21 protein-coding genes are annotated in these 23,993 nt (G+C 63.4%); 14 read left to right on the plus strand and 7 right to left on the minus strand.

Annotation, left to right across the window (positions count from 1 at the left end; all coding sequences use genetic code 11):
* The 6 genes from BMZ69_RS15860 to BMZ69_RS15890 all read left to right on the plus strand — a co-directional run bounded on the left by BMZ69_RS15860 (position 1) and on the right by BMZ69_RS15890 (position 9,217).
* A complete protein-coding gene (locus BMZ69_RS15860; RefSeq protein WP_092158261.1) occupies positions 1 to 2,379 on the plus strand; it encodes a heavy metal translocating P-type ATPase in 2,379 nt (792 codons plus the stop codon).
* Between the two features lie 94 nt (positions 2,380 to 2,473).
* Positions 2,474 to 2,995, plus strand: a complete 522-nt coding sequence (locus BMZ69_RS15865; RefSeq protein WP_175506824.1) for a cytochrome b — start codon at positions 2,474 to 2,476, stop codon at positions 2,993 to 2,995.
* A 570-nt stretch (positions 2,996 to 3,565) separates the two neighbouring features.
* Positions 3,566 to 3,964 (plus strand): FixH family protein, encoded by a 399-nt coding sequence (locus BMZ69_RS15870; RefSeq protein ID WP_092158265.1) that lies wholly within the window; start codon positions 3,566 to 3,568, stop codon positions 3,962 to 3,964.
* Positions 3,961 to 5,379: an efflux RND transporter periplasmic adaptor subunit gene (locus tag BMZ69_RS15875; RefSeq protein ID WP_092158267.1), complete on the plus strand. Its 1,419-nt coding sequence runs from the start codon at positions 3,961 to 3,963 to the stop codon at positions 5,377 to 5,379. The genes BMZ69_RS15870 and BMZ69_RS15875 overlap by 4 nt, the downstream gene beginning before the upstream one ends.
* A complete protein-coding gene (locus tag BMZ69_RS15880; RefSeq protein WP_092158269.1) occupies positions 5,376 to 8,582 on the plus strand; it encodes an efflux RND transporter permease subunit in 3,207 nt (1,068 codons plus the stop codon). Before BMZ69_RS15875 ends, BMZ69_RS15880 begins: the two co-directional genes overlap by 4 nt.
* 143 nt (positions 8,583 to 8,725) lie before the next feature.
* Positions 8,726 to 9,217 carry a DUF411 domain-containing protein gene (locus BMZ69_RS15890; RefSeq protein WP_092158273.1) on the plus strand — a complete coding sequence of 164 codons (492 nt, stop codon included), beginning with the start codon at positions 8,726 to 8,728 and terminating at the stop codon, positions 9,215 to 9,217.
* 121 nt (positions 9,218 to 9,338) lie between these two features.
* Here BMZ69_RS15890 and BMZ69_RS15895 read toward each other — a convergent pair.
* Positions 9,339 to 10,477, minus strand: a protein-coding gene (locus BMZ69_RS15895) for an IS3 family transposase (RefSeq protein WP_092158531.1) whose coding sequence is annotated in 2 segments (ribosomal slippage) — positions 9,339 to 10,219 and positions 10,219 to 10,477 — 1,140 coding nt in all. Because the reading frame shifts where the segments join, the coding sequence is not laid out codon by codon here.
* 95 nt (positions 10,478 to 10,572) lie between these two features.
* Between BMZ69_RS15895 and BMZ69_RS15900 the strand changes: the two genes are divergently transcribed.
* Positions 10,573 to 11,133, plus strand: a complete 561-nt coding sequence (locus BMZ69_RS15900; RefSeq protein WP_175506825.1) for a Crp/Fnr family transcriptional regulator — start codon at positions 10,573 to 10,575, stop codon at positions 11,131 to 11,133.
* A gap of 337 nt (positions 11,134 to 11,470) precedes the next feature.
* Complete coding sequence (locus BMZ69_RS15905; protein ID WP_092158277.1) at positions 11,471 to 11,842, plus strand: thiol-disulfide oxidoreductase DCC family protein; 372 nt, start codon at positions 11,471 to 11,473, stop codon at positions 11,840 to 11,842.
* A 139-nt stretch (positions 11,843 to 11,981) separates the two neighbouring features.
* Here the strand turns inward: BMZ69_RS15905 and BMZ69_RS15910 are convergent, their stop codons facing one another.
* Genes BMZ69_RS15910 through BMZ69_RS15920 form a run of 3 tightly spaced genes read right to left on the minus strand, consistent with a single transcriptional unit; the run spans position 11,982 to position 16,256 of the window.
* Positions 11,982 to 13,166 (minus strand): aminotransferase class V-fold PLP-dependent enzyme, encoded by a 1,185-nt coding sequence (locus tag BMZ69_RS15910; protein WP_244543395.1) that lies wholly within the window; start codon positions 13,164 to 13,166, stop codon positions 11,982 to 11,984.
* A 27-nt stretch (positions 13,167 to 13,193) separates the two neighbouring features.
* On the minus strand, positions 13,194 to 13,688 hold the full coding sequence (gene cueR / locus BMZ69_RS15915; protein ID WP_092158281.1) for a Cu(I)-responsive transcriptional regulator: 495 nt from the start codon (positions 13,686 to 13,688) through the stop codon (positions 13,194 to 13,196).
* Positions 13,689 to 13,715: 27 nt separating this feature from the next.
* Entirely contained in the window at positions 13,716 to 16,256 is a 2,541-nt protein-coding gene (locus BMZ69_RS15920; protein ID WP_210188036.1) for a heavy metal translocating P-type ATPase, read from the minus strand.
* Positions 16,257 to 16,520: 264 nt separating this feature from the next.
* On the opposite strand from BMZ69_RS15920, the gene BMZ69_RS15925 reads away from it, so the two are divergent.
* From BMZ69_RS15925 to BMZ69_RS15945, 5 genes are all read left to right on the plus strand, one after another.
* Positions 16,521 to 16,727 (plus strand): heavy-metal-associated domain-containing protein, encoded by a 207-nt coding sequence (locus BMZ69_RS15925; protein WP_244543396.1) that lies wholly within the window; start codon positions 16,521 to 16,523, stop codon positions 16,725 to 16,727.
* Between the two features lie 86 nt (positions 16,728 to 16,813).
* Positions 16,814 to 17,845 (plus strand): amino acid ABC transporter substrate-binding protein, encoded by a 1,032-nt coding sequence (locus tag BMZ69_RS15930; protein ID WP_092158285.1) that lies wholly within the window; start codon positions 16,814 to 16,816, stop codon positions 17,843 to 17,845.
* A 55-nt stretch (positions 17,846 to 17,900) separates the two neighbouring features.
* Positions 17,901 to 19,100, plus strand: a complete 1,200-nt coding sequence (locus tag BMZ69_RS15935) for an amino acid ABC transporter permease (RefSeq protein WP_092158287.1) — start codon at positions 17,901 to 17,903, stop codon at positions 19,098 to 19,100.
* A complete protein-coding gene (locus BMZ69_RS15940) occupies positions 19,097 to 20,203 on the plus strand; it encodes an amino acid ABC transporter permease (RefSeq protein WP_092158289.1) in 1,107 nt (368 codons plus the stop codon). Before BMZ69_RS15935 ends, BMZ69_RS15940 begins: the two co-directional genes overlap by 4 nt.
* A complete protein-coding gene (locus BMZ69_RS15945; RefSeq protein ID WP_092158291.1) occupies positions 20,203 to 20,982 on the plus strand; it encodes an amino acid ABC transporter ATP-binding protein in 780 nt (259 codons plus the stop codon). Before BMZ69_RS15940 ends, BMZ69_RS15945 begins: the two co-directional genes overlap by 1 nt.
* Before the next feature lie 6 nt (positions 20,983 to 20,988).
* On the opposite strand, the gene BMZ69_RS15950 is transcribed toward BMZ69_RS15945, so the two are convergent.
* The 3 genes from BMZ69_RS15950 to BMZ69_RS15960 all read right to left on the minus strand — a co-directional run bounded on the left by BMZ69_RS15950 (position 20,989) and on the right by BMZ69_RS15960 (position 22,272).
* Positions 20,989 to 21,378, minus strand: coding sequence for a DUF305 domain-containing protein (locus tag BMZ69_RS15950; protein WP_244543397.1), 390 nt, complete (start codon positions 21,376 to 21,378; stop codon positions 20,989 to 20,991).
* A gap of 142 nt (positions 21,379 to 21,520) precedes the next feature.
* Complete coding sequence (locus BMZ69_RS15955) at positions 21,521 to 21,904, minus strand: CopM family metallochaperone (protein WP_092158293.1); 384 nt, start codon at positions 21,902 to 21,904, stop codon at positions 21,521 to 21,523.
* A gap of 35 nt (positions 21,905 to 21,939) precedes the next feature.
* Positions 21,940 to 22,272 (minus strand): four-helix bundle copper-binding protein, encoded by a 333-nt coding sequence (locus tag BMZ69_RS15960; RefSeq protein ID WP_092158295.1) that lies wholly within the window; start codon positions 22,270 to 22,272, stop codon positions 21,940 to 21,942.
* 356 nt (positions 22,273 to 22,628) lie between these two features.
* On the opposite strand from BMZ69_RS15960, the gene BMZ69_RS15965 reads away from it, so the two are divergent.
* Complete coding sequence (locus tag BMZ69_RS15965; protein WP_092158297.1) at positions 22,629 to 23,822, plus strand: DUF932 domain-containing protein; 1,194 nt, start codon at positions 22,629 to 22,631, stop codon at positions 23,820 to 23,822.
* Positions 23,823 to 23,993 lie beyond the last annotated feature (171 nt).

Raw genomic sequence — 23,993 nt, forward strand, 5'->3', positions numbered from 1 at the left:
ATGGCAGATCATCAGCGTCACGCCGGTCATCAGCACGATGACCATTCACACCACCACGGCCATTCCCATGGAGCGGGGGAGAGTGTGAAAGACCCGGTCTGCGGCATGACCGTCGACCCCTCCACGGCCAAGCATCGCGCCTCCTATGCGGGACAGAGCTACTTCTTTTGTTCCGCCGGCTGCCACGGCAAATTCGAGGCCGACCCGAAAGCTTATGTCGGGCATGAGGCCCCATCCCCCGTGGCAGCAAAGCCGGCGCCTGAAGGCGCGATCTACACCTGCCCGATGCATCCGCAGATCCGCCAGTCTGGACCGGGCAATTGCCCGATCTGCGGCATGGCGCTCGAACCGGAGATCGCCACGGTTCAGGAGGGGCCCAGCGCCGAACTCGTCGACATGACACGCCGGTTCTGGGTGGGTGTCGTGCTCGCCCTGCCGGTGGTTGTGCTGGAGATGGGTGGCCATCTCGTCGACCTGCATAGTCTGCTCAGCCAGCAGAGCTCGAACTGGCTACAGCTCATCTTGGCGACGCCCGTCGTTCTCTGGGCCGGCTGGCCATTTTTTCAGCGAGCCTGGGCTTCGCTCGTCAATCGCAGCCTGAATATGTTCACGCTGATCGCGATGGGCACTGGCGTTGCCTGGGCTTACAGCGTCGTCGCCACCGTGGCCCCGAACCTGTTCCCGGTAACGCTCCGCTCTGCGGAAGGCGCGGTCGCGGTCTATTTCGAAGCAGCCGCCGTGATTACCGTTCTCGTGCTGCTCGGTCAGGTCCTCGAGCTGCGGGCTCGCGAGCAGACAGGCGGGGCGATACGGGCCTTGCTCGACCTGGTGCCCAAGACGGCCCGGCGGGTGAGGGATGATGGCGAGGACGAGGACATCAATCTCGACGCGGTCCATGTCGAGGATCGCCTGCGGGTTCGCCCGGGCGAGACGGTTCCGGTCGACGGCGAGCTGATCGAAGGCCGCAGCTCGATCGACGAATCCATGGTCACGGGTGAATCGATGCCGGTCACCAAGGAGGTCGGTGCGGCCCTGATCGGCGGCACGCTCAACACGACCGGTGGATTCATTATGCGCGCCGGTAAGGTTGGCAGCGATACCATGCTGGCCCGGATCGTCTCGATGGTGGCGGAAGCCCAACGCTCGCGAGCGCCGATCCAGCGCCTGGCGGACCAGGTGGCCGGATGGTTCGTACCGCTCGTTATCGTCATCGCTATCGTCGCTTTCGGCGCCTGGATGGCGTTCGGACCGGAGCCGCGCTTTGCCCACGGCCTCGTCGCCGCCGTCGCCGTGCTGATCATTGCCTGCCCCTGCGCGCTCGGCCTGGCGACGCCGATGTCGATCATGGTCGGGGTCGGGCGCGGCGCGCATCTCGGCGTGCTGATCAAGAATGCCGAGGCGCTGGAGCGCTTCGAGAAGGTCGATACCCTCGTCGTCGACAAGACCGGCACGCTGACCGAAGGCAAGCCGCGGCTGACCGGGCTGAAGCCGGTCGGCGCAATCGATGAGAACGAGCTGCTGCGGCTTGCCGCTTCGCTGGAGCGGGCGAGCGAGCATCCGCTCGCCGCCGCGATCGTCGATGCCGCCAAGGAGCGCGGCCTCGCCCTGGCCGAGGCACAGGATTTCGACAGCCCGGTCGGCAAGGGCGTCACGGGTACCGTCGAAGGTCGCGCGCTCGTAATCGGCAGCCATCGGATCATGACTGAGGCCGGCATTGATACCGCCGCTCAAGCGGCCGAAGCGGAAACGCTGCGCGCCGAGGGCGGCACGGTGATCTTCGTCGCGATCGATGGCCACGTCGCCGGCCTGCTGACCATCGCCGATCCGGTCAAGCAGACCACCCCGAAGGCAATCGAGTCCCTCAAGGCCGCCGGAATTCGGGTGGTCATGCTGACCGGCGACAACAAGACGACGGCACAGGCGGTCGCGCGCCGGCTCGGTATCGACGAGGTCGAAGCCGAGGTCCTTCCCGAGGACAAGAGCGCGGTCGTCAGCAGGTTGCGCGCGGAGGGCCGAGTGGTAGCCATGGCCGGCGACGGGGTCAACGACGCCCCTGCGCTAGCGGCGGCCGATGTCGGGATCGCGATGGGCACGGGCACCGATGTCGCGATCGAAAGCGCCGGGGTAACCCTGCTCAAGGGCGATCTGGAGGGCATCGTACGCGCGCTTCAGCTGAGCCGGGCGACAATGAGCAATATCCGGCAGAACCTGTTCTTCGCCTTCATCTACAATGCGGCGGGCGTGCCCGTCGCCGCAGGCGTGCTCTATCCAATATTCGGACTGCTGCTGTCCCCGATCATTGCAGCGGCGGCGATGGCCTTGTCCTCGGTCAGCGTGATTGCCAACGCGCTGCGCTTAAGGACAGTGTCACTCAAGTAGGGCGATATTTAATGTTTCTCGGGATCGAATGCGTTGTGTCCGGTGCCTCGGCTCGGACGATCGCAGCTGGCGTCCCCATGAACGGATCTGCATCGTGAGCTTGTTGCAAAGCGTTCTTGTTCCCAAGATCAGCTCGGGCAGGTCGTTTGGCGCCTATCAGCGCTGGATCCACTGGAGCGTGCCGGTTCTATGCATCGCCCAGGTTCCGACATCCTGGGCGATCCAGCGCACCCATTTGGCGCATGGTTTCACCAAGCCCGACCCGTTCGATCTGTTTTTGCACCAGGTCCACGCCTGGATCGGCTGGCTGATCTTGGGACTGGCATTGATCCAGATTGCGCTGCGCTACTTCTATGGCCGCCCGTCGCTCGAAGGCTTGTCGCCGCTCGAACGATGGGCTGCGACAGGCGTTCATGTCGCTCTCTATGGCCTCCTGCTGTTCTTGCCGTTCACGGGCACGGTTGCGATGTATCTCAGCTTCCGCGCAGCGCCCCTGCACCGATTGCTCAGCTGGACGCTCCTGGTGCTCGCGCTGATCCATGTTGCCGGGGCACTATGGCACCATTTCTATCGCCGCGATGACATTCTGCGCCGCATGCTGAAGAGCCAAGAGTGAGATCACGAAGCAGCGATTTGCTTGATCCCGGTCAAACAGCCGCAGTTCTCGCTCTTTTGCGAACTTCGCCGCCATGGCAGAACTGATGTCATGAGGTTTCGGCTTCTCACTCACGTCTTGGTCTTGGGCCTGTTTGTCACGGCCACGATGGTGGCTGCCCTGGTGACGCCGGCAAAGGCCGGCTATGCCCGCATTGACAATGAGACGATGGCGGCAATGTCGCCTGAGATGCCGTGCTGTCCCAATCCGATAGACAAGCAGCCCGATTGCACGACGAACTGCCCGGCCGTGAGCTTCTGCCTAGCGAAGTGCTTTGCGAGCGCGCCAGCGGTTTTCGCCACAGTCGTTCGACCTGTTGTCGCGGCGCTCGGGCTTGCCCCTAACGAGGCGCTACGCATCTCGCGACCGGGGGAACCTCCGGCCCGACCACCACGAAGCTGAGACATCGCCGGCGCTGATGTGCCGGCTGCGATCGCACGGTGATGCCGTGCGGTCGGTGAACCGTGGCTAACGCCACGTTGGGAGCTGCGCGCGCAGGTGTAGCAGCGTCACCGTCTCAGGATTTCGACAATGGGTATTAACCCAATTTTGCGCGCGCTCGTCGCCGCTCTTCCGCTTGCCGCCATCGCGTTGCCGGCTCTGGCGGAGATCAACGACTATGAATTCCAGCTCACCCAGAGCGAATTCAAGCAGGGCGACGGTGTCGTCATCACCGTCAAGCTGATCGACAAGCGATCCGGCAAGCCGGTGCCGGATGCTGTCATATTTGCCAAGCGCATCGACATGGAGCCGGAAGGCATGGCCACGATGGCCGCTCCGATCGAAGTGCTCCCAGCTCCGGAAGCAGGTGCCTACAGCTTCAAGACCAATTTGGTCATGGAGGGCGGTTGGCGCTTGTCGCTCGCTGCCAAGGTCCAGGGTGAGACCGGCACGCTTGCAAACAAGCTGGTCCTCAAGGCTCTGCCATGAAACGCGCGTTGTTCGGGATTTTTGCGCTCGCCGCTGTTCTGGCGGCGGGAGGAGCAGGCTATTGGGCCGGTCATCGCGGGATCGCGCTGCCTGCTCTGCGGAATTGGCTCGGCATCGAAGGGTCGCTCGCCGCGAACGAGCCCGCCGCAACTGGGCCCGTGGTCTACTATCAGGATCCGGATCGCAAGCCGGTCTATTCGGCCGAGCCGCGTCAATCGGCCGATGGCCGGCCATTCAGGGCCGTGCGGGCCAGCGAGGACATCGCCTTCGAGGAGAAGCCAGAGAGCAAGGAGCAGGCGGCCCAAGCGGAGAAGGGGCGCATCCTTTACTACCGCAATCCCATGGGGCTGCCGGACACCTCGCCGGTGCCGAAGAAGGACTCGATGGGGATGGACTATCTCCCCGTCTACGCAGGTGAAGCGAGCGAGGACGGGATCATCAAGCTCACGCCGGGGCGCATCCAGCGCAGTGGGGTGCGATCCGAACCGGTCCGTCGCCAAAGCATCGCTCAGATCATTCGGGTTCCGGGGGTGGTGCAGCTCGACGAGCGACGCATTTCCGTCGTGGCGATACGCGCGGACGCCTTCGTCCAGGAGGTCGCGCCGGTGACGACTGGCGATCGCGTCGCCAAGGGTACGCGGCTCGCGCGCATCTACTCGCCTGAAATCAGCACGGCTGGCGCCCAGTTCATCACCGAGCTCAATGCCGCTGCACGCGGTGTGCCCGAGGGCGGTGCAAGGCAGCGTCTCGAAAACCTCGGCGTTCCCCCTGAAATCATCGCCGAGATCGAGCGCAGCCGGAAGGTGCCACCGACGATCAACTGGTCAGCGCCGCGCGACGGTATCGTGCTGGAGCGCAATGTCAGCGACGGCATGAAGATGGCGGCTGGAACCAGCCTGTTCCGGCTCGCCGACATTTCGACGATCTGGGTCCTGGCCGACGTGCCGGAGCGCGAGCTATCCGACGTTCGTATCGGCGCGCCAACGACGGTTCGGCTGCGCGGGCGTCCCGGGGTTGCGTTCGAAGGGCGCGTCAGCGTGATCTATCCGCAGATTGCCGAGGCGACGCGCACGGCCAAGGTCCGCATTGAGCTCGCCAATCCCGATGGCGTCTTGCTGCCGAATATGTACGCCGATGTCGAAATCGGCGCGGGCGATGCAAGCGCCGCGCTCGCGGTCCCCAGCAGCGCCGTCATCGACAGCGGCACAAGGCGCATTGTGATTTTGGATCTGGGCGAAGGCCGGTTTGAGCCGCGTGAGGTCAAGCTCGGCCGCCGCGGCGACGGTCTGGTCGCGATCAGCGAGGGCGTCTCCGAGGGCGACCGCGTCGTCGTCTCGGCCAATTTCTTGATCGATGCCGAGAGCAACCTCAAGGCCGCCCTGAGCGGCTTTGCACAGCCGGAGGCCAAACCATGATCGCCCGCTTGATCGCTTGGTCGGCGCGCAACTTGGTCCTGGTGTTTGTCGGAGCGGCCTTCGCTGTGGCAGCCGGCGTCTACGCGCTCAGGACCTTGCCGCTCGACGCCATTCCGGACCTCTCCGACGTTCAGGTCATCGTCTACACCGAGTATCCCGGCCAGGCGCCGCAGGTGATCGAAGACCAGGTTACCTATCCGCTGACGACGTCAATGCTGACCGTGCCGAAGGCGCGCGTCGTGCGCGGCTTCTCCTTCTTCGGCGTCTCCTTCGTGTACGTGATCTTCGAGGATGGCACCGACCCCTATTGGGCGCGCTCGCGCGTGCTCGAATATCTCAACACGGCAGCGCGCCGTCTGCCCTCAGGTGTGACCCCAACGCTCGGGCCGGACGCGACCGGCGTCGGCTGGGTTTATCAATACGCCGTGATGGCCAAGGACATGACCCTGGCCGAATTGCGCTCGCTGCAGGATTGGAGAATCCGTTTTGCCGCGTCGCGTGCCGAGGGTGTGGCCGAGGTCGCCAGCGTCGGCGGCTTCGTCAAGCAATATGCGATCGTGGTCGATCCGGTGCGGCTGCGCGCCCAGGGCGTCTCGCTGGCGGTGCTGCGCGAGGCCGTCCGCAGCAGTAATCTCGACGTCGGCGGGCGCACTGTCGAGCTCAGCGAGTTCGAGTTCATGGTGCGCGGTCGCGGCTATCTGAAGTCGATCGCCGATATCGAGAACATCGTCCTGAAGAGCGATCGGGGCGTGCCGCTTCGCCTCTCCGATGTCGCCCGGGTCGAGATCGGGCCGGACGAGCGGCGCGGTATCACCGAGCTCAACGGCGAGGGCGAGGTCGCTAGCGGCATCATCTTGCAGCGCTTCGGGGCCAACGCGCTTGCCGTGATCGAGCGCGCCAAGGCGCGCCTCGCCGAGATCGTGCCGAGCCTGCCGGGCGGGACCGAGATCGTATCGGTCTATGATCGCTCCGGATTGATCGAGCGGGCGATCGAGACGCTGAAGGGCACGCTGATCGAAGAGAGCATCATCGTCGCCCTGGTTTGCGTCGTCTTCCTGCTGCATCTGCGCAGCGCCCTGGTGGCGATTATCATGCTACCGGTCGGTATCCTGATGGCCTTCGCGGCAATGAAGGCGCTCGGCCTCGGCTCGAACATCATGAGCCTCGGCGGCATCGCGATTGCCGTCGGCGCCATGATCGATGCCGCCATCGTCATGATCGAAAACGCCCACAAGCACCTTGAACGGGCAGCGCCCGACAAGCCGCGCATCGAGATCCTGATCGAGGCGGCAAGCGAGGTCGGGCCGGCATTATTCTTCAGCCTGCTCGTCATCACAGTGTCGTTCCTGCCGATCTTCACGCTCGAGGCGGAGGAAGGCCGATTGTTCGGGCCGCTCGCTTACACCAAGACCTTCGCCATGGCGGCGGCGGCCTGGCTCTCGGTGACGCTGGTGCCGGCGCTGATGGTCGTGTTCGTCAGAGGAAGGATCATTCCGGAGCACAAGAACCCGATCAACCGGGTCCTGATCGCACTCTACCGCCCGCTCATCCGCGGCGTGCTCAAGGCCAAGGTGCTGACGATCCTGCTGGCCCTGGCGGCCCTCGGCGTCAGCGTCTGGCCGGCGCGGCAGCTCGGCTCCGAGTTCATGCCGACGCTGAACGAGGGCACGCTGATGTACATGCCGACGACCTTGCCCGGCATCTCCGTGACCAAGGCGGCCGAGCTTCTGCAAACTCAGAACCGAATCATCCGCTCCTTCCCGGAGGTCGCCTCGGTCTACGGCAAGGCTGGCCGCGCCCAGACCGCGACCGATCCGGCGCCGACCGAGATGTTCGAAACCATCATCAACCTGAAACCCAAGACGGAATGGCGCGACGGTGTCACCCTCGACAGCCTCAAGGCTGAGATGGACAAGGCGCTCCAGTTCCCCGGCGTCTCCAATGCCTGGACGCAGCCGATCCGAGCCCGCATCGACATGTTGGCGACCGGCATCCGCACGCCGATCGGCGTCAAGGTTTTCGGCACGGATCTGGCACAGATGGAGGCGGTATCTCGACAAATCGAAACCGTCCTTAAGGCGGTGCCGGGAACGAGCAGCGCCTATGCCGAGCGTGTCATCGGCGGCTACTTCCTCGACATCGTGCCGGACAGGATCGCGCTCGGGCGCTACGGGCTTTCTGTCGGCGACGTCCAGAATGCGATCGTGATGGCGATGGGCGGCGAGACTGTGACGACGACGGTCGAGGGGCGCGAGCGCTACGGCGTCATCATCCGCTACCCCCGCGACCTGCGCTCCGATCCGCAGGCGATCGCCCGCGAGGTCCAGGTTTCGACCCCTTCCGGTGCCAGCGTGCCGCTCGGCGAGGTCGCGAGTGTCGAACGCAAGCGCGGCGCGACATCGATCCGCACCGAGAACGGCGAACTGGCGGTTTACATCTTCGTCGACACCGTCGGACGTGATCTCGGCGGCTATGTTCGCGATGCCCAGAACGCGATCACGCAAAGCATCACGCTGCCGGCAGGCTACCGCATCGCCTGGAGCGGCCAGTTCGAATACCTTGAACGGGCCGAGGCCCGCCTCAAGCTTGTCGTGCCCGTGACACTCGCGATCATCTTCCTGCTGCTCTACCTGAACTTCCGCAGGTTGACCGAGACCATCATTGTCATGCTCTCACTGCCCTTCGCCCTGGTCGGCGGCGTCTGGCTGCTCTGGTGGCAGGGCTTCAACATGTCGGTGGCGGTCGCCGTCGGGTTCATCGCGCTCGCCGGCGTTGCCGCCGAGACTGGCGTGATCATGCTGATCTATCTGGACCATGCGCTCAGCGAGGTGCGGGCGCGCTGCGTCGCGCAGGGGAGGGCCTTCACGCGTGCCGATCTGCACGAGGCGATTATGCTCGGCGCGGTCGAGCGCGTGCGGCCGAAGATCATGACGGTGGTCGCGATCATGGCCGGCCTCATGCCGATCCTGTGGAACACCGGCACCGGCTCGGAGGTGATGCAGCGCATCGCCGTGCCGATGATCGGCGGCATGGTCTCCTCGACCGTGCTGACGCTGCTGGTGATCCCGGCGATCTACGGCCTGATCAAGGGCTGGCGGCTGCCGCCGGCCCAGGAGACAGACAGCAAGGCAATCGCGCCCACGCCGGTGCACCAGCGAGCTGCGGCTGCTACTTCAATGGAGGAACCAACATGCACGACATGATGAGTATGGGCTGGAGTATGGGGGCGCTGCACTGGCTCGGTGTCGCCGTGCTGCTGTTAGCGATCGCGGCGCTTGTCAAATACGTCTTCTTTCGGTGAAGGCGCTGAAAATACGTCAAATGGGCAAGATTCAAGGAGAATACCATGCAGATCGAGATTTCACCGACCCGCCGCGGGTTGATGATCGGAGCGGCGCAAGCATGCGCCGCTTTGGCGCTGGCCGGAACGGCGGCGGCCTCGGAAACACTGCCGAAGCTGACCGTGACCCGCGATCCGAACTGCGGTTGTTGCGGCAACTGGGTGGAGCACATGAAAGCCGCGGGTTTTCCGGTCGACGTGGTCCAGGTCGATGACGTCATGCCGCTCAAGGCCAGGCTCGGGGTACCGGAGGCCTTGATGTCCTGCCACACAGCCGAGATCGGCGGTTATGTCATTGAAGGCCATGTCCCGGCCGAAGCGGTGAAGCGCTTGCTCACCGAGCGTCCGAAGGCGACGGGAATCGCGGTTGCCGACATGCCGGTCGGCTCGCCCGGGATGGAGGTGCCTGGTCAGGCGCCGCAGACCTACGATATCGCCATTTTTTCCGCTGGCAGGCAGAACATATTCGCGCGCTATCGCGGGTTGCAGCAGATCTGATGATTGAGACGGCAATTTTCGGCACGGCAGCCGAAGGTGGACGCCTTCCGCAGGTTGAATAGAGCTGGCTCGGTTGATCTGAACAGTTTTGGCGCTTTCGCTAAGTGGGTTTCAGCCTTGGTTATGCCGCGGCCGGGATTGGCAGCAGCGCGTTGAAGTAGGCTTGGTCGGGCGTCTGGCGTCCCAAGCCCTGATGAGGCCTCCGGGTGTTGAAGAAGTCGAGATACCGGCCGATCGAGGCACGGGCCTCTGACACGCTGGCATAGGCGCGCAGATAGACCTCCTCGTATTTGACCGATTTCCAGAGGCGTTCGACGAAGACGTTGTCGCGCCAGGCGCCCTTGCCGTCCATGCTGATCCTGATGTCGGCTGCGATCAGCAGGCCGGTGAACTCGCGGCTGGTGAACTGCGAGCCCTGGTCCGTATTGAAGATCTCCGGCTTGCCGAAGCGGGCCATGGCGTCCTCGACCGCCTCGATGCAGAAGGCGGTGTCCATCGTGATCGAGAGCCGCCAGGCCAGGACCTTGCGGCTGAACCAGTCGACGACGGCCGTGAGATAGACGAAGCCCCGCGCCATTGGGATGTAGGTGATATCCATCGCCCAGACCTGGTTGGGACGCGTCACCGGCAGCTTGCGCAGCAGATAGGGGAAGACCGCGTGCCCCGGAGCCCGCTTCGAGGTGTTCGGCCTGCGATAGAGCGCTTCGACCCCCATGCGCCGCATCAGCGTGGCGACATGCAGGCGCCCCGTGACATGCCCCTCGGCATTGAGAAGGCCTTGCAACATCCGGCTGCCGGCGAAGGGATATTCCAGATGCAGCGCATCGATCCGGCGCATCAGAGCCAGATCGGCAGCCGGAACCGCGCGGGGCAGATAGTAGACGCTGCCCCGGCTGATCCTCAGAACCTTCGCCTGCCGGCTGAGCGGCAGATCGTGCTGACGGTCGATCATCGCTTTGCGCTCAGAAGGCCGGCCTTCCCGAGCGCGCCGGACAAAAAATCATTCTCCAGCGTCAGTTCCCCGATCTTCGCGTGCAGCGTCTTCACGTCGACCGCAGGAGCTGGCGCTGCGGCCTTCGCCTCGCCGTCGAACACGCCCGCAGCCCCGTCGAGAAGCTGATTGCGCCATTGCGTGATCTGGTTCGGATGCACGTCGAACTGCTGCGCCAGCTCGACGATCGTCTTCTCGCCCCTCACGGCTGCAAGGGCCACCTTCGCCTTGAAGGCCGGCGTGTGGTTCCGCCGCGGTCGTTTCGCCATGGTCTCTCCTGTCGCGGCCATCATGCCGCCTTCAGGCAGAAACTCCACTTATCCGACCTGTACAGTTTTCCCGAGCCAGCTCTGAATCAATCCTCGTGGGATTGAAACCAACCATCCGGCAACTCGCGGCAGGCGAAACGCTGTTCGCGACGGGAGATGCGACCCGGGGCTTCTTCGTGGTCCGGAAGGGACAGATCCGTCTGGTCCGCTTCGGCGCGAGCGGACGCGAGACGGTCCTCTTTGTCGCCAGGCCGGGAGAGCGTTTCGCAGAGGCTTCGCTTTTTGCGGGAACCTATCACTGCGATGCGCAGGCCGTGACCGAGAGTACGGTCGCATGCTTTCCCAAGACGGAAGCGCTCGCCATGCTGCAGAACGATGCGGATGCGCGACTGGACCTGACGGCCGATTTTGCGCGGCAGGTCATGGAGCTCCGGTCTGCCCTGACCCTGCGCGACATCCGCTCGGCGCGCGAGCGTTTACTTGCCCATCTTGTGGCACAAGCCGGAGCGGATGGCCGAACTGTCGCCATCAAGGGACTGCTGAAAGATCTCGCCGCCACCATCGGCCTGACGCCCGAGGTCCTCTATCGGACGCTGGCGCAGCTCGAGGCTCAACGGGCTATCCAAAGAGGCGACGGAACGATCACGCTGACATGATTGCAATCATGTCGTGGCGTGGTCTGCCCCCATTGGGTGGCCCACTTGTAATCTAATGCATGGTCGGCTTCGCGGCGATGTCTGGCGCTTGGTTTGGGGGCGGCACAATGGCGGCCGGGGCCGGAGGCCTGTATCCGAGCGATGAGTGAGGTCGCAAGGTGTTGTACAACAAGGCTTGGGAACGCCCACGGAAAAGCAACGAGCTTGATGGCACGTTGAGCAACTCCTAAAAACTAATAGCGCTCCCGAGAGATACAAGGTGTCAGGAAAGACACGCGAGAAGATATCCATCGAGGAAGCCGCGATCTGATGCTCCCGGTGTAGGGGAGGGCTGACCATGAGTCTCGTGGTTTGGTACAACACGCGCTGTCCCCTCTGCGACGCCGGCATTGGCCGTCAGCGGAACAAGCTTCTCGACGCAGTGAAAACCGGAGTCATCGAATTCCGGGACATCAATCGGGAGCCAGAAACACTCGTAAAATTCGGCGCGACGCTCGAAGACGTGCGTCGGCGCCTTCATGCGACCAACGAAGCGGGTCAATTGTTGGTTGGCGCCGACGTCGTCATCGCGGTCTGGCGTCTCACGCCAGGTGAACGTTGGCTCGCAGCAGTGGCGGGCAACCTGATCGTCCGGCCCGCAACTCGTTTTGTCTATGATCGCTTCGCGGATCTTCTCTACGCCTGGAACAGGCGCTGCGGCCGTTGGTGATGCAGCAAAGCGTCGAGCCACGAGCATCGCATTTGATTCGCCGCGGGAATTCCGCAGGCCACGGAGCGCGCTGCCTATTCCCCAAGGTCGCCGATATGCGCGGGGGCGCCGCCCCATGGTCTTCAAGTATACATCTTGACTATCGTTCCAGTTCCTGAACGGCCTCAAAAAGCCGTTCTAGCTCCTCATCTGAGTTGTAGTAGTGCGGCGAGGCGCGGACGATGACCGGAAGATCGCGAAGGCTTGCGTCGAGGAGCGTGCTGCTGGGCTTGGAGACGCTGACGCTAATCCCTTTGGCCGTCAGCGCGGCTCGAACGGCCTCGGCCGCGTAGCCCTCGATGGAAAAGCTCACGATTGCCGCCCGATCCCGGCCGAGATCGTGAAGCGTCAGGCGTGGGATGGCGGCAAGTTCGGTTCGGATGCGGTCGGCAAGAAGCCGGCAGCGAGCCTCGATCCGCTTAAGTCCGAGCGCGAGCGCATAATCGATAGCTGCTCCCAGCCCGAGCCTCGAAGCGTAGTTCTTCTCCCAGGTCTCGAAGCGGCGCGCGTCGGGCCGCAGCACATAGCGATCGGGTTCGACCCAAGGTGCGCCGAAATGATCGATCATCGCCGGTTCGAGCTGATCGAGGAGCCCGCGCCGGACATAGAGGAAGCCGGTGCCGCGAGGACCGCGCAGGAACTTGCGGCCGGTCGCCGTGAGCAGATCGCAGCCAATCTCCGCGACATCAATCGAGATCTGGCCCACTGCCTGGCACGCATCGAGGAGATAGGTGATGCCGTGCCGGCGAGCGATCTTGCCGATGGCGGCCGCGGGGTTGATCAGTCCGCCATTGGTCGGGATCCAGGTGATGGCGATCAGTTTGACGCGCTCATCGATCATCGCGTCAAGGGCTGCGGGGTTCACGGCTCCCGTCTCGTCGTCCGGAACGACCTCGACCGTCGCGCCGGTACGCCGCGCGACTTGAAGGAAGGCTACGTAGTTGGCCGCATATTCCGCCCGCGCCGTCAGGATGCGGTCGCCGGGTCTGAAGCTTTGCGCATAGAACGCCATCTGCCAGGCGACGGTAGCGTTCTCTGTCAGGGCGATCTCGCTGATATCGGCATTGATCAGCCGGGCGACTGAGCCGTAGACCGCCGAGATGGCGTCCGCCTCGGCTTCCGCGGCCTCGTAGCCGCCTAGCATCGCCTCGCGATCGAGATGCTGCTTCATGGCGGCAATGACTGGCAAAGGCATCAGCGCGGCCCCCGCATTATTGAAGTGAGCGCGGTGGGCGGCGCCCGGTGTCTCGGCGCGCAGGGCGTCGATGTCGAGAGGCTGGTCCATTGCTTTGTGAGCCATCAGCCGGTCGTTTCAGTGCTGCACACTTGCCGACGACTTCGCGTCGTCGCAGGTGCATTCCGCATCGTGCCGCTCCTTGCGAGGGGCCTTTTTTTTGACCGCCGTATCGAGCGCTACGGCGGGGTCGGCCAAGTCGGCTAGGATGGGGCAATCGGGGCGCTCGTCGCCATGACAGGTCTGGGCCAGGTGCCGGAGCGTCTGCGACATCGCTTGAAGCTCGGCGATCTTCATCTCGAGATCGCGAACATGCTTCATGGCGAAGGCCTTCACATCGGCGCTGGCCCGGCTCTTGTCGCGCCAGAGCGCCAGCAACTCGCGCGCCTCCTCGATCGAGAACCCGAGCGTCCGGGCCCGCTTGATGAAGCGCAGCGCGTGAATGTCGTCGCTGCTGTAGACGCGATAACCTGCCTCGGTGCGGACGGGCGCTTGGATCAGACCGATGCTCTCATAGTAGCGGATCATCTTGGCGGCCACACCCGAGGTGGTGGCGGCTTGTCCTATGTTCATGGCATCGCTCCCTTCAGAGGTTCGACTTCATTCTGCCGCGGCGAGGCGCGGCAGCGGATTCGGCTTCTGGCCCTTCGGGGCCGATCCACCGAAGCGTTTCAGACGCAGGGCATTGGCGAGCACGCTGACGCTGGACAGCGCCATGGCAAGGCCTGCGAACATCGGCGACATCAGGATGCCGAAAGCTGGGTAGAGCGCGCCGGCGGCGACCGGAATCAGCACCACGTTGTAGCCGAAGGCCCAGGCCAGGTTCTGGCGGATGTTCGCGATTGTCGCCTGCGACAGGGCGATGGCTTTGGCCACGCCGTTGAGGTCGCCCGACATCAGCACGACGTCGGCGCTCTCGATGGCGATATCGGTGCCTGTGCCGATCGCGACTCCGACGTCAGCTTGCGCGAGGGCAGGGGCGTCGTTGATCCCGTCTCCGACGAAGGCGACCTTGGTCCCGCCGGCCTGCAGCGATTTGACGACCTCCGCCTTGCCCGTCGGCAGCACTTCGGCAACGACCTCGTCGATGCCGAGCCGTTTTGCAATGGCGTCCGCCGTACGCTTGTTGTCGCCCGTGATCATCACCACGCGCAATCCGAGGTCATGCAGCGCGGCGATGGCTTCGGACGTGGTCTCCTTGATTGGATCAGCCACGGCCACGATTGCGGCAAGCTTGCCATCTATGGCCGCAAAGAGCGGCGTTTTGCCGGCGTCGCCGAGATGGGCAGCGGCGTCTGCGAACAGCGCAAGGTCGAGGCCGAGGCGGCGCATCAGCCGGTCCGCGCCGATCTCAATCGTCCGGCCATCAACCTTCGCGCTGACCCCGAAGCCCGGCTCACCGGCGAAATCCGTCGGCTCGGCTAATGCGAGGCCGCGCTGGCGCGCCGCAGTCACGATTGCCTCGGCGACCGGATGCTCCGAGCGCGTCTCGACGGAAGCCATCAGGCGCAGCACCTCGGCTTCAGTGAAGCCGGCTGCGACCGTGATGTCGGTCAGTTCGGGCTTGCCCTTTGTCAGGGTGCCCGTTTTGTCCAGCGCCACGACCTTCGCATCCTTCAGCGACTGAAGCGCCTCGCCTTGACGGAAGAGAATGCCGAGCTCGGCGCCCTTGCCGGTGCCGACCATGATCGAGGTCGGCGTCGCCAGCCCCATCGCGCAGGGGCAGGCGATGATCAGGACGGCGACCGCGTTGACGAGCGCGTAGGATAGGGCTGGGCTCGGGCCGAAGGCGAGCCAAGCTGCGAAGGTGAGCAGAGCGAGCGCGATCACCGCGGGCACGAACCACATCGTCACTCTGTCGACCAGTGCCTGAATCGGCAGCTTGGTTCCCTGCGCCGCCTCGACAGTCCGAACGATCTGAGCAAGCAGCGTCTCAGTGCCGACTTTCTGCGCTGTGAAACGGAAGGCGCCGGTGCCGTTGACCGTGCCGCCGGTGACGGCCGAGCCCGGATCTTTTCGGGCGGGAATGGGCTCGCCGGTGATCATCGCCTCATCGACATAAGAGAGGCCGTCGATGACCTCGCCATCGACCGGAATGCGCTCGCCCGGTCGGACGATCACGGTGTCACCTGGGACAACGGCATCGATCGCAACATCGATCTCGCTGCCGTCGCGCAGCACGCGCGCTGATTTCGGCTGCAGGGACATTAAGCGGCGAATGGCCTCGCTGGTGCGGCCCTTGGCGCGCGCCTCGAACCAGCGGCCGGTCAGGATCAGCGTGACGATGACCGCACCAGCCTCGAAATAGGTGTAGTCCGTGCCGTCCGGCAGCAATCCAGGCGCGAAGGTCGCGACCGTCGAATAGAGGTAAGCGGCGCTCGTCCCGAGCATCACCAGTGAATTCATGTCTGGCGCGCCGCGCAGCAGCGCCGGCCAGCCTTTCTGGAGAAAGCGCAGGCCCGGCCCGAATTGCACGAAGCTGGCGAGCAAAAAGGACATGACCTTGATGTTGAACTCGCCGACCCGCCCGGCCAGAAAATGGTGCAGCGGCTCGGACAAATGCATGCCCATTTCGAAGACAAGGAGCGGGACCGTGGCGATCGCGGCAACCGCAACTGCGCGCTTCAGCTTCGCCTGTTCCTCGTCGCGTGCCTTTTGCTCGCGATCGCTCGTGTAGGCCCCGGATTGAACCAGCTCGGCTTCGTACCCGACTGTGACGACGGCGGCGATGAGGGACGACTTCAGATCACCGCTGCCCAGTGAGCGCACGGATGCGCGCTCGGTCGCCAGATTGACGCTGGCCTCCACGACGCCCGGCACCGCCTTCAGCGCCTTCTCGACCCGCCCGACACAAGACGCACAGGTCATGCCCGCGATCTTCAGTTCGATCGTGCTCTCGGCCGGCTCGTAGCCCGCATTGCGAATCGCCTCGGCGATCGGGCCAATATCGACTTTTGCGTCAGACAACGTGACCTGGGCCCTTTCGGTCGCAAGGTTGATTGCGACCGATTTAACGCCCTCCACCGCAGCCACCGCGCGCTCGACGCGGCCAACACAGGAGGCACAGGTCATTCCGGCCACAGGAATATCGAGATGGGCCGCGGGAATGCCCGCGCTTCTTGCCATCGTTGCAGTCGACATGACGTCTCTCCGAACCGTGATGGCAACGGATATGCTCCTTCCCATAATGGTAAGGTCAAGGACTTTCGCGTCGCTTAGAGCAGAAATATCGAGAGCGGTTTTGGCTATTGGCTCGCCCGCAAAAAAAGGCCCTTGACCTTACCACTGTGGAAAGCTGCAGCCTCGGTTCACTGCCAACTGAACAGGAGGGCCGCAGCGATGTGCTCGTGCCAAGAACATTCCAAGTCCACGACCGAGACTGCGGCGAAGCCGCTGGATAACGGCGTGAGTTTCCGGGTCGATGACATGACCTGCGGCCACTGCGCCGGCACCATCAAGAAGGCCATCGAGACGACCTTGCCGGGGACGGCGGTGAACGCCGATCCGGAGTCCAAGCTTGTGACCGTGGAGGGCTATGGCGACTACGCGGCGATCAAATCGATCGTGATCGGCGCCGGCTACACCCCGAGCGCGGCGCCTGCGTCAGCCTAATCGACTTCATGCGGGTGAAGGCGGCGCGGATCAGGCACTCCCTGATCCTGAAAGACCGTCCGTCCGGGCAACAGAGGGGTTCAATCATGAAGAAGCTGACGATCGTTCTGGCTGCGCTGGCTTTCGCCGGTGCGGCCACTAACACTGCCGGCGCAGCCGATGGCGATACGGTCAAGGCCATCAAGGCGCGTGGCGAATTGCTCTGCGGCGTCTCGACGGGGGTTTCGACCGGGATGTCGACGCTCGACAATCAGGGCAACTGGAAAGGCATGGAGGTCGAATTCTGCCGCGGATTGGCTGCGGCGGTGCTCGGCGATCCCAGCAAGGTCAAGTTCGTCCCGCTGGAATTCAGGGTTGCCTTCACCACGCTTCAGTCAGGCGCGGCCGATATCCTGGCGCGAACCGCAACCTGGAGCTATTCGCGCGACACGTCGCTGAACCTCGATTGGGCCGGCGTCTACATGTATGACGGCCAGGGATTCATGGTCGCCAAGAAGCTCGGCGCCAAGAGCGGCAAGGAGCTGAACGGCGCCTCGATTTGCGTCTCGGCCGGCACCACCTCGGAGCTGAACCTCGCGGACTATTTTCGCGCGAACAACCTCAAGTTCACCGCCATCACCGGCTCGACGCGAGAACAGAACCAGCAGAACCTCGAAGCCGGCCGTTGCGATGCCTATTCCAACGAGCGCGGCGGTCTCGCGGCAAGCCGCACTGCCATGAAGAACCCGGACGACTGGGTCATTCTGCCGGATGTCTTCTCGAAGGAGCCCTTGGGGCCGACGGTTCGGCAGGATGATGCGCGTTTCCGCGACATCGTCGCCTGGACCTTGAACATCATCGTGGCGGCGGAAGAGTTCGGCATCACCAGGGCCAACGTCTCCGAACTCACGAAGACATCGACGAATCCGGAAGTGCAGCGCATGCTCGGCAAGTCCGGGGAGTTCGGGAAGATGCTCGGCCTTGAACAGGACTGGGCCGCCAAGGTGATCGCGACGACGGGCAATTACGCCGAGCTCTACGATCGAAACCTCGGCAATGGCAGCCCGATCAAACTGGAGCGTGGCCTGAATTCGCTCTGGAGCAATGGCGGGCTTCTTTACAGCCCTCCTTTCCGCTGAACGGTGAAGCGGCGAGGCCCCGGCCTCGCCGGATGCCCAGCCGGGACCTTCGGCCATGACATTGACAGGCCTGTTTTCTCTAAAGGCAACCGAGCGTCCGGCAGCTCCGTCGCGGGCCCTGACCGGACGGCAACGTCGTCATCTCGCTTGTCAGGCGGTCTTCCTGCTCGCAATCGGACTACTGCTCTGGGCTGCGTGGCAGAATGTCGAGACCAATCTGGCCGCGCGCAAGCTTGCACTGGGGTTCGATTTCCTCGGGCAGGAGGCGGGCTTCGGCATTCCCTTCACCGTCATCCCTTATAGCGAGACCGACACCTATTTCAGGGTCTTTCTTGTTGGCCTCGCCAACACGATCCTGGTGTCGATCCTCGGCATCATCCTGGCGACGATCCTCGGCTTCGTCATCGGCATCGCGCGTCTGTCGCCCAACTGGGCCGTCGCCAAGGCGGCCTTGGTGTATGTTGAAACGGTTAGGAATCTGCCGCTCCTGCTGCACGTGCTGATCTGGTACAACGTTGCGATCCGATCCCTGCCGCCGGCCCGGCAGGCGATCGGCCTTTTCGACAGTATTTTCCTCAGTAACCGCGGGATCGTCGTTCCGTCGCTTCAAATCGGCCTGGGTTGGGGTCCACTCGCCCTCGTCGCGGGGGCTTCGACCCTCTCGGTGATTGCCATTCTCCGCCATGCGCGTCGCCGTCGCGACGAGACCGGGCAGGGCGCAGCTGTTGCGGTTCCTGTCTCTCTGATCTTGGCCGCGACCAGCGTCGTGCTCGCGGCATGGGGCGGCATCGGCATCAGTTGGCCGGCGCTGCAAGGCTTCAGCTTTTCCGGCGGCATGGCGCTCTCGCCGGAGCTTGCGGCCTTGGTGATCGCACTTGCGATCTACAACGCTTCCTTCATCGCCGAACTGGTGCGCGGGTCGATCGAAGCCATCGGCAAGGGCCAGCGCGAAGCGGCCGCCTCGCTCGGGCTCGACCGTGCCAAAATTTTGAAGCTAGTGATTATCCCCCAGGCCATGCGCGTGCTCGTGCCGCCGCTGACGAACCAGTACCTCCATCTCGTCAAGGCGTCGTCGCTCGCGACCGTCATCGGCTACCCCGATCTCGTAAACGTCTTCGTCGGCACGAGCCTCAACCAGACGGGCCGGGCAATCGAGATCATGACCATGACCATGCTGGTCTATCTCACCCTCAGCCTGATCATCACTGGCCTTAGCAACCTCTATGGCCATCGCATCAGGATCGTCGAACGATGAGCACGATTGCGAATTCGAATCCGACTGATGGTGGCCCTAGCCGCTATCACGCCCGTTCGCTCGTCATATGGGCGCGCACCAACCTGTTCGCCCGCCCGATCGACGTCATCCTCACGTCCGGAATTGCCCTCGCAGCCGTCGCCTTGATCTGGGCCGTCTTGCCATGGGCGATCCTCGATGCGACTTGGCAAGGATCCAGCCGGGCCGATTGCCGGCCGGACGCGGCCTGCTGGGCTTTCATCATCAATCGCTCGGGTCAATTCATCTATGGCTTCTACCCGGCCACCGAGCGCTGGCGCGTCGATCTGGTCTTTCTCGCCTTCGCAGCGGCGCTGCTGGTCCTCTTGAACCGGCGGCTAGCGGGCAAGCAGGTCGCCGCTGCATTCCTCATTCTCGTCTTCCCATTCCTGTCCTTTGTGCTGCTTCATGGCGGTATCGGCGGGCTACCGCGTGTGACGACGGAGAAATGGGGTGGGCTTTCACTGACGATCCTTCTCGGCGTCGCCGGGATCGTCGTTTCCTTCCCGATCGCCATTGTCCTGGCCCTGGGGCGTCAAAGCGAGATGCCGGTGCTGCGCTGGGCGAGCGTTGGTTATATCGAGATTTGCCGCGGCCTGCCGTTGATCGCCGTGCTGTTCATGGCGCGCATCCTGCTCCCATACGCATTCCCTCCGGGCACGGAATTCGACCCGCTGGCACTCGCCGTGGTCGGCATCATCTTGTTCGAGAGCGCCTATCTCGCCGAGGTCTTCCGCGGCGGGCTCCAGGCAATCCCGAAAGGCCAGGCCGAAGCCGCTTCGGCCATCGGCTTCGGATACTGGCGGACGGCGATCTACATCACGCTGCCCCAGATGCTGCGCATGGTTGTCCCCGGCATCGTCAACAACGCGATCGCCCTGCTCAAAAACACAACCCTGGTGGTGATCCTGGGCCTTTTCGAAGTCCTGAACATCGTGGCGGCTGGCGCAGCCGACCCGGACTGGCTCGGTCTGCATGCGGAAGGTTACATCTTCGTGGGGCTGGTCTTCTGGACGCTCTGCTTCGGGATGTCGCGGTACAGCCAGCGGCTCGAACGCGACATGAGATCGGCGGAGCGCGCGTGATGGTGTTGGCAGCGCAACGGCCGATCCTCGAGATCGCGGGCCTGAACAAGTGGTTCGGCGCTATGCATGCCCTGCGCGACATCGATCTCAGTATCACCGCCGGCGAAAAAATCGTCGTTTGCGGTCCGTCAGGGTCTGGCAAGTCGACGATAGTTCGATGCGTCAACGCGCTTGAGCGCTATCAGACGGGCGAGGTCCGGCTGGAGGGCCGCCTGGTGAATGCCGATTGCGACAGCCTGCTCTCGGTCCGCCGCGAGGTCGGGATGGTGTTCCAGTCGTTCAACCTGTTCCCGCATCTGTCCGTCATTGACAATGTGACGCTTGGTCCGCGCAAGCTTCTCAAAATCGGCCGCGAGGAGGCCGAGCATCGCGCGATGGAGCTCTTGGCGCGCGTCAGGCTCGCCGATCAGGCGCGAAAGGTCCCATCACAGCTCTCAGGCGGCCAGCAGCAGCGGGTTGCGATCGCACGGGCCCTGGCGATGAGGCCGAAGCTGATGCTCTTCGACGAGCCGACCTCAGCCCTCGATCCCGAGATGGTCAAGGAGGTACTCGACGTGATGATGTCCCTGGCGCACGAGGGCATGACCATGATCTGCGTGACCCATGAGATGGGCTTTGCGCGAGCGGTGGCCGACCGGATTGTCTTCATGGCCGACGGCGCGATCCAGGAAACGGCGCTTCCGGAGGCCTTCTTCTGCGGCGACTGCTGCGCGCGCGCCAGGCAGTTCATTTCGCATGTCATGAAGGAGCGCCTCGCGTCGCAACCCGGCGAGCCCTGATCGCCTTCAGTAGCGCGCAAGAATGGCCTTCATCTGAGCGATTTCCTTCTCCTGCGAGGTCACGATGTCGCGGCAAAGCGCGGTGATTTCCGGATCGGTTATGGACGCTTGGTTGCACATCAAGATCGCGCCCGAATGGTGGGGGATCATCGAGCGCAGGAACTCGGCGTTGCCGACGCCAGCTTGCGTGCGCATCGCGACAAAGCTGGCGAGGAATATCAACAGGGCGCCGGCTCCGATGATCATGTTGAGGCGCTGCGACGGAAACATCGAGCGCATCGAGCCGAGCATGATGATGGTCATCGGCGCGACCATCATAAGCGTCATGTAGACGTTGTTGAGATTGAAGTGGAAATGCCGAAGCGTTGCGATCATCGTGTACATGACGAGGTACATGACGATGAAATCCAGCGTCAGTTCGATCGCCAGGCGCCCGTAATGGTTCTGGCCCTTATGGTCACTGCCATGCTCCATGGCGGCCTCCTGCGAAAAGCCCAATTGGTGTCTCGAAATCTTCCAAATAATTCGGGAAGTGCCGCTACTTTCCCTTCGTTTTTAGCCATTGATCGATTGTCTCGATCTCTTTCTCTTGAGCGCTGACGATCTCGTTGGCGAGCTTCTTGACCGCCGGGTCCTTGCCGTTGGCGAGGGCTACCTTGGCCATGTTAATCGCACCTTGATGATGAGCTTTCATCTGCATCATGAAATCCACGTCGGCGTCGCCGGTGAATTTCGACGGTATCGCCTGCATCATCCGCATCATGCTCGCCTTGTATTCCTTGGTTGATGCGGAGTCGGATGCCTCCGGCATCATCATTTTCATAGGCATGTTATCGCCCATCTGCGGCTTCGGAGCTGGTTGGGCGAATGCCGCAGTCATCATAGAGGCCGCGAGACCAGCGGTCAGTGCGAGACGCATCATGTGAGTTCTCCGAGGAAGAGAGGAAGGAGGAGCGGCTACACCGCCATTTTCCGGCAGCTTTCTGCGCAGCTGCGGCAAGCTTGGACGCAATCGTCCATGTCGCCGATCCGCTCACATTCGTTGGCGCAGTCGTCGCAGATGTCGGCGCATTCGGCGCAGAGATGCTTGTGGTGCGGGGAACCGATGATCATGACCTGGGCGCTGGCGCGACAGATCTCGGCGCAGGCGAGCATCAGTTGGATGTGCTCCGGCGCGGCGTGCTTACCTCCGAGCTTGAGGCAGTGATTTGTGCTCATGCCGAGGCAGGCTTGATAACAATGCAGACATTCGTCGACGCAGGCCTGCATTTCTGGGGCGGGGCGGTGCATAGCCTATCTCCTTGGGCCCGTTACAGTCGCGGTGAGCTTTGTTGCTCCAGAGAAAGACGCGTGCGGTGAGCGGGGGTTCCTCCCCGTTACAATCTGTAACAATGTTCCGTCTTGCGGGGGCCGGGCAGCGCGGAGATAGCGCGCGGGCTAACTGCAGCCGAACGATGCTGTTCCGCTGGGCAGCGAAGATGGCGCGAGGAAGTCCCATCGGGGCGCGGATTCCCGCACTATCCACGACGCCTTCAACAGCTTGATGGCAGAGTACCGCGTCTCCGAGAGTGAGAGGAGAGCGAGGAATCCACGACGGGTTTAAGACCGAGAGAGAGTCTCCGGCGCCCGTCATGGAGACCTCAGCCATGAACACGCAAGTTCTCAATGCCACTCCCCAGCCTCGCGGGGGTTACAAGGTGGATGTATCGCGCGGCGAACGCATCGGCCGTGTCTCGTCCGAGTGGTTCTCACGGCCGGATGATGAGCGCTTCCTTTCGCTCACTGATCTCGCGCGCACGGTCGGAGCGCGGTCCGAGCGCAGCCGCACGCGGACCGTCGAGAGCGCACGTATCCATGTGGAAGCGAGCCGAAATGATCCCGAACGGCTGAGCCTGATCCTGCCAGGCGCGGAGGCTCCGGTCGCCCCAACCCATTGGAGTATCGGCCAGCTTGCCAGTCTGGTCGGTGCGCCCGCCACCTATCTGCGCCAGCTCCCTGCGCCGCTCGCCGGCATCAACCTGCAATATGGCCTCGCCAACCATCGCGCTGAGCAGGTCAAGACCTTCGAGGCCGATGATGGTCGTGTCGAGTTGCGCGCCGTGACCGGCCCCGACTACGGCCGCATCTTCGATCATGAACTCGTCGGGGCCGTGCAAAGCATCGCCGGCAACGGCACCGGAGATACCCGCTGGAAGGTGCCGGGCGTCCTCGACTGGTCAACCGGCATCTATAATCCCGGGGTCGACATCAACAAGGATACCACGACGCTCTATGCCTCTGATCGCGACGTCTTCATCTTCCTGGTCGACGACCTGAATCCGATCGAGGCTGGCAAACTTCCTGACGGCTCACCCGACCTTTATTTCCGCGGCTTCTATTGCTGGAACTCCGAGGTCGGCGCGAAAACACTTGGCCTTGCCAGCTTCTACCTTCGGGCGGTCTGCCAGAACCGCAATTTGTGGGGCGTCGAGGATTTCGAGGAGATCACGATCCGCCACTCGAAATACGCAGCCTCCCGCTTCGCGCACGAGGCCACGCCGGCTCTGCTGAACTTCGCCAACTCCTCAGCCATGCCCTTCATCAACGGCATCAAGGCCTCGCGCGAACGCATCGTCGCCCGCAATGACGAAGACCGCACCGATTTCCTGCGCCGCCGCGGCTTCTCGAAGGGCGAGACCGCGAAGATCATCGATACGGTCTTGACTGAGGAGGGACGCCCGCCGGAGTCGATATTCGATTTCGTCCAGGGCATCACCGCTCTTGCGCGTGCCAAGCCCCATCAGGACGCCCGCCTTGACCTGGAGGCGAAGGCCAAGAAGCTGCTCGATCGCGCGGCCTGATCGGCGCCGCAGGGTCCTCGACAAACCAGAGCCGCTTCCACGGCATTGCGCTGGGGGACCACTCCGGTCCGGTTGAGCGTGGCGCTGCCCTCCAGAGGAAGAGGGCGGCGCTTCGCTTCGTGACGGATTTCAGATCCGAGAGAGTGGCTCTCGGGGATCCGTCGCGGAGTA

Source organism: Allobosea sp. CRIB-10, assembly GCF_900112185.1.
Classification (GTDB): domain Bacteria; phylum Pseudomonadota; class Alphaproteobacteria; order Rhizobiales; family Beijerinckiaceae; genus Allobosea.

What these genes read in the sequence shown, in the direction of transcription:
- BMZ69_RS15860 (WP_092158261.1), top strand. Translation starts at nt 1, where the DNA reads ATGGCAGATCATCAGCGTCACGCCGGTCATCAGCACGATGACCATTCA.
- BMZ69_RS15870 (WP_092158265.1), top strand. Translation starts at nt 3,566, where the DNA reads ATGGGTATTAACCCAATTTTGCGCGCGCTCGTCGCCGCTCTTCCGCTT.
- BMZ69_RS15875 (WP_092158267.1), top strand. Translation starts at nt 3,961, where the DNA reads ATGAAACGCGCGTTGTTCGGGATTTTTGCGCTCGCCGCTGTTCTGGCG.
- BMZ69_RS15880 (WP_092158269.1), top strand. Translation starts at nt 5,376, where the DNA reads ATGATCGCCCGCTTGATCGCTTGGTCGGCGCGCAACTTGGTCCTGGTG.
- BMZ69_RS15890 (WP_092158273.1), top strand. Translation starts at nt 8,726, where the DNA reads ATGCAGATCGAGATTTCACCGACCCGCCGCGGGTTGATGATCGGAGCG.
- BMZ69_RS15905 (WP_092158277.1), top strand. Translation starts at nt 11,471, where the DNA reads ATGAGTCTCGTGGTTTGGTACAACACGCGCTGTCCCCTCTGCGACGCC.
- BMZ69_RS15910 (WP_244543395.1), bottom strand. Translation starts at nt 13,166, where the DNA reads ATGGACCAGCCTCTCGACATCGACGCCCTGCGCGCCGAGACACCGGGC.
- cueR (WP_092158281.1), bottom strand. Translation starts at nt 13,688, where the DNA reads ATGAACATAGGACAAGCCGCCACCACCTCGGGTGTGGCCGCCAAGATG.
- BMZ69_RS15920 (WP_210188036.1), bottom strand. Translation starts at nt 16,256, where the DNA reads ATGTCGACTGCAACGATGGCAAGAAGCGCGGGCATTCCCGCGGCCCAT.
- BMZ69_RS15930 (WP_092158285.1), top strand. Translation starts at nt 16,814, where the DNA reads ATGAAGAAGCTGACGATCGTTCTGGCTGCGCTGGCTTTCGCCGGTGCG.
- BMZ69_RS15935 (WP_092158287.1), top strand. Translation starts at nt 17,901, where the DNA reads ATGACATTGACAGGCCTGTTTTCTCTAAAGGCAACCGAGCGTCCGGCA.
- BMZ69_RS15940 (WP_092158289.1), top strand. Translation starts at nt 19,097, where the DNA reads ATGAGCACGATTGCGAATTCGAATCCGACTGATGGTGGCCCTAGCCGC.
- BMZ69_RS15945 (WP_092158291.1), top strand. Translation starts at nt 20,203, where the DNA reads ATGGTGTTGGCAGCGCAACGGCCGATCCTCGAGATCGCGGGCCTGAAC.
- BMZ69_RS15950 (WP_244543397.1), bottom strand. Translation starts at nt 21,378, where the DNA reads ATGTACCTCGTCATGTACACGATGATCGCAACGCTTCGGCATTTCCAC.
- BMZ69_RS15955 (WP_092158293.1), bottom strand. Translation starts at nt 21,904, where the DNA reads ATGATGCGTCTCGCACTGACCGCTGGTCTCGCGGCCTCTATGATGACT.
- BMZ69_RS15960 (WP_092158295.1), bottom strand. Translation starts at nt 22,272, where the DNA reads ATGCACCGCCCCGCCCCAGAAATGCAGGCCTGCGTCGACGAATGTCTG.
- BMZ69_RS15965 (WP_092158297.1), top strand. Translation starts at nt 22,629, where the DNA reads ATGAACACGCAAGTTCTCAATGCCACTCCCCAGCCTCGCGGGGGTTAC.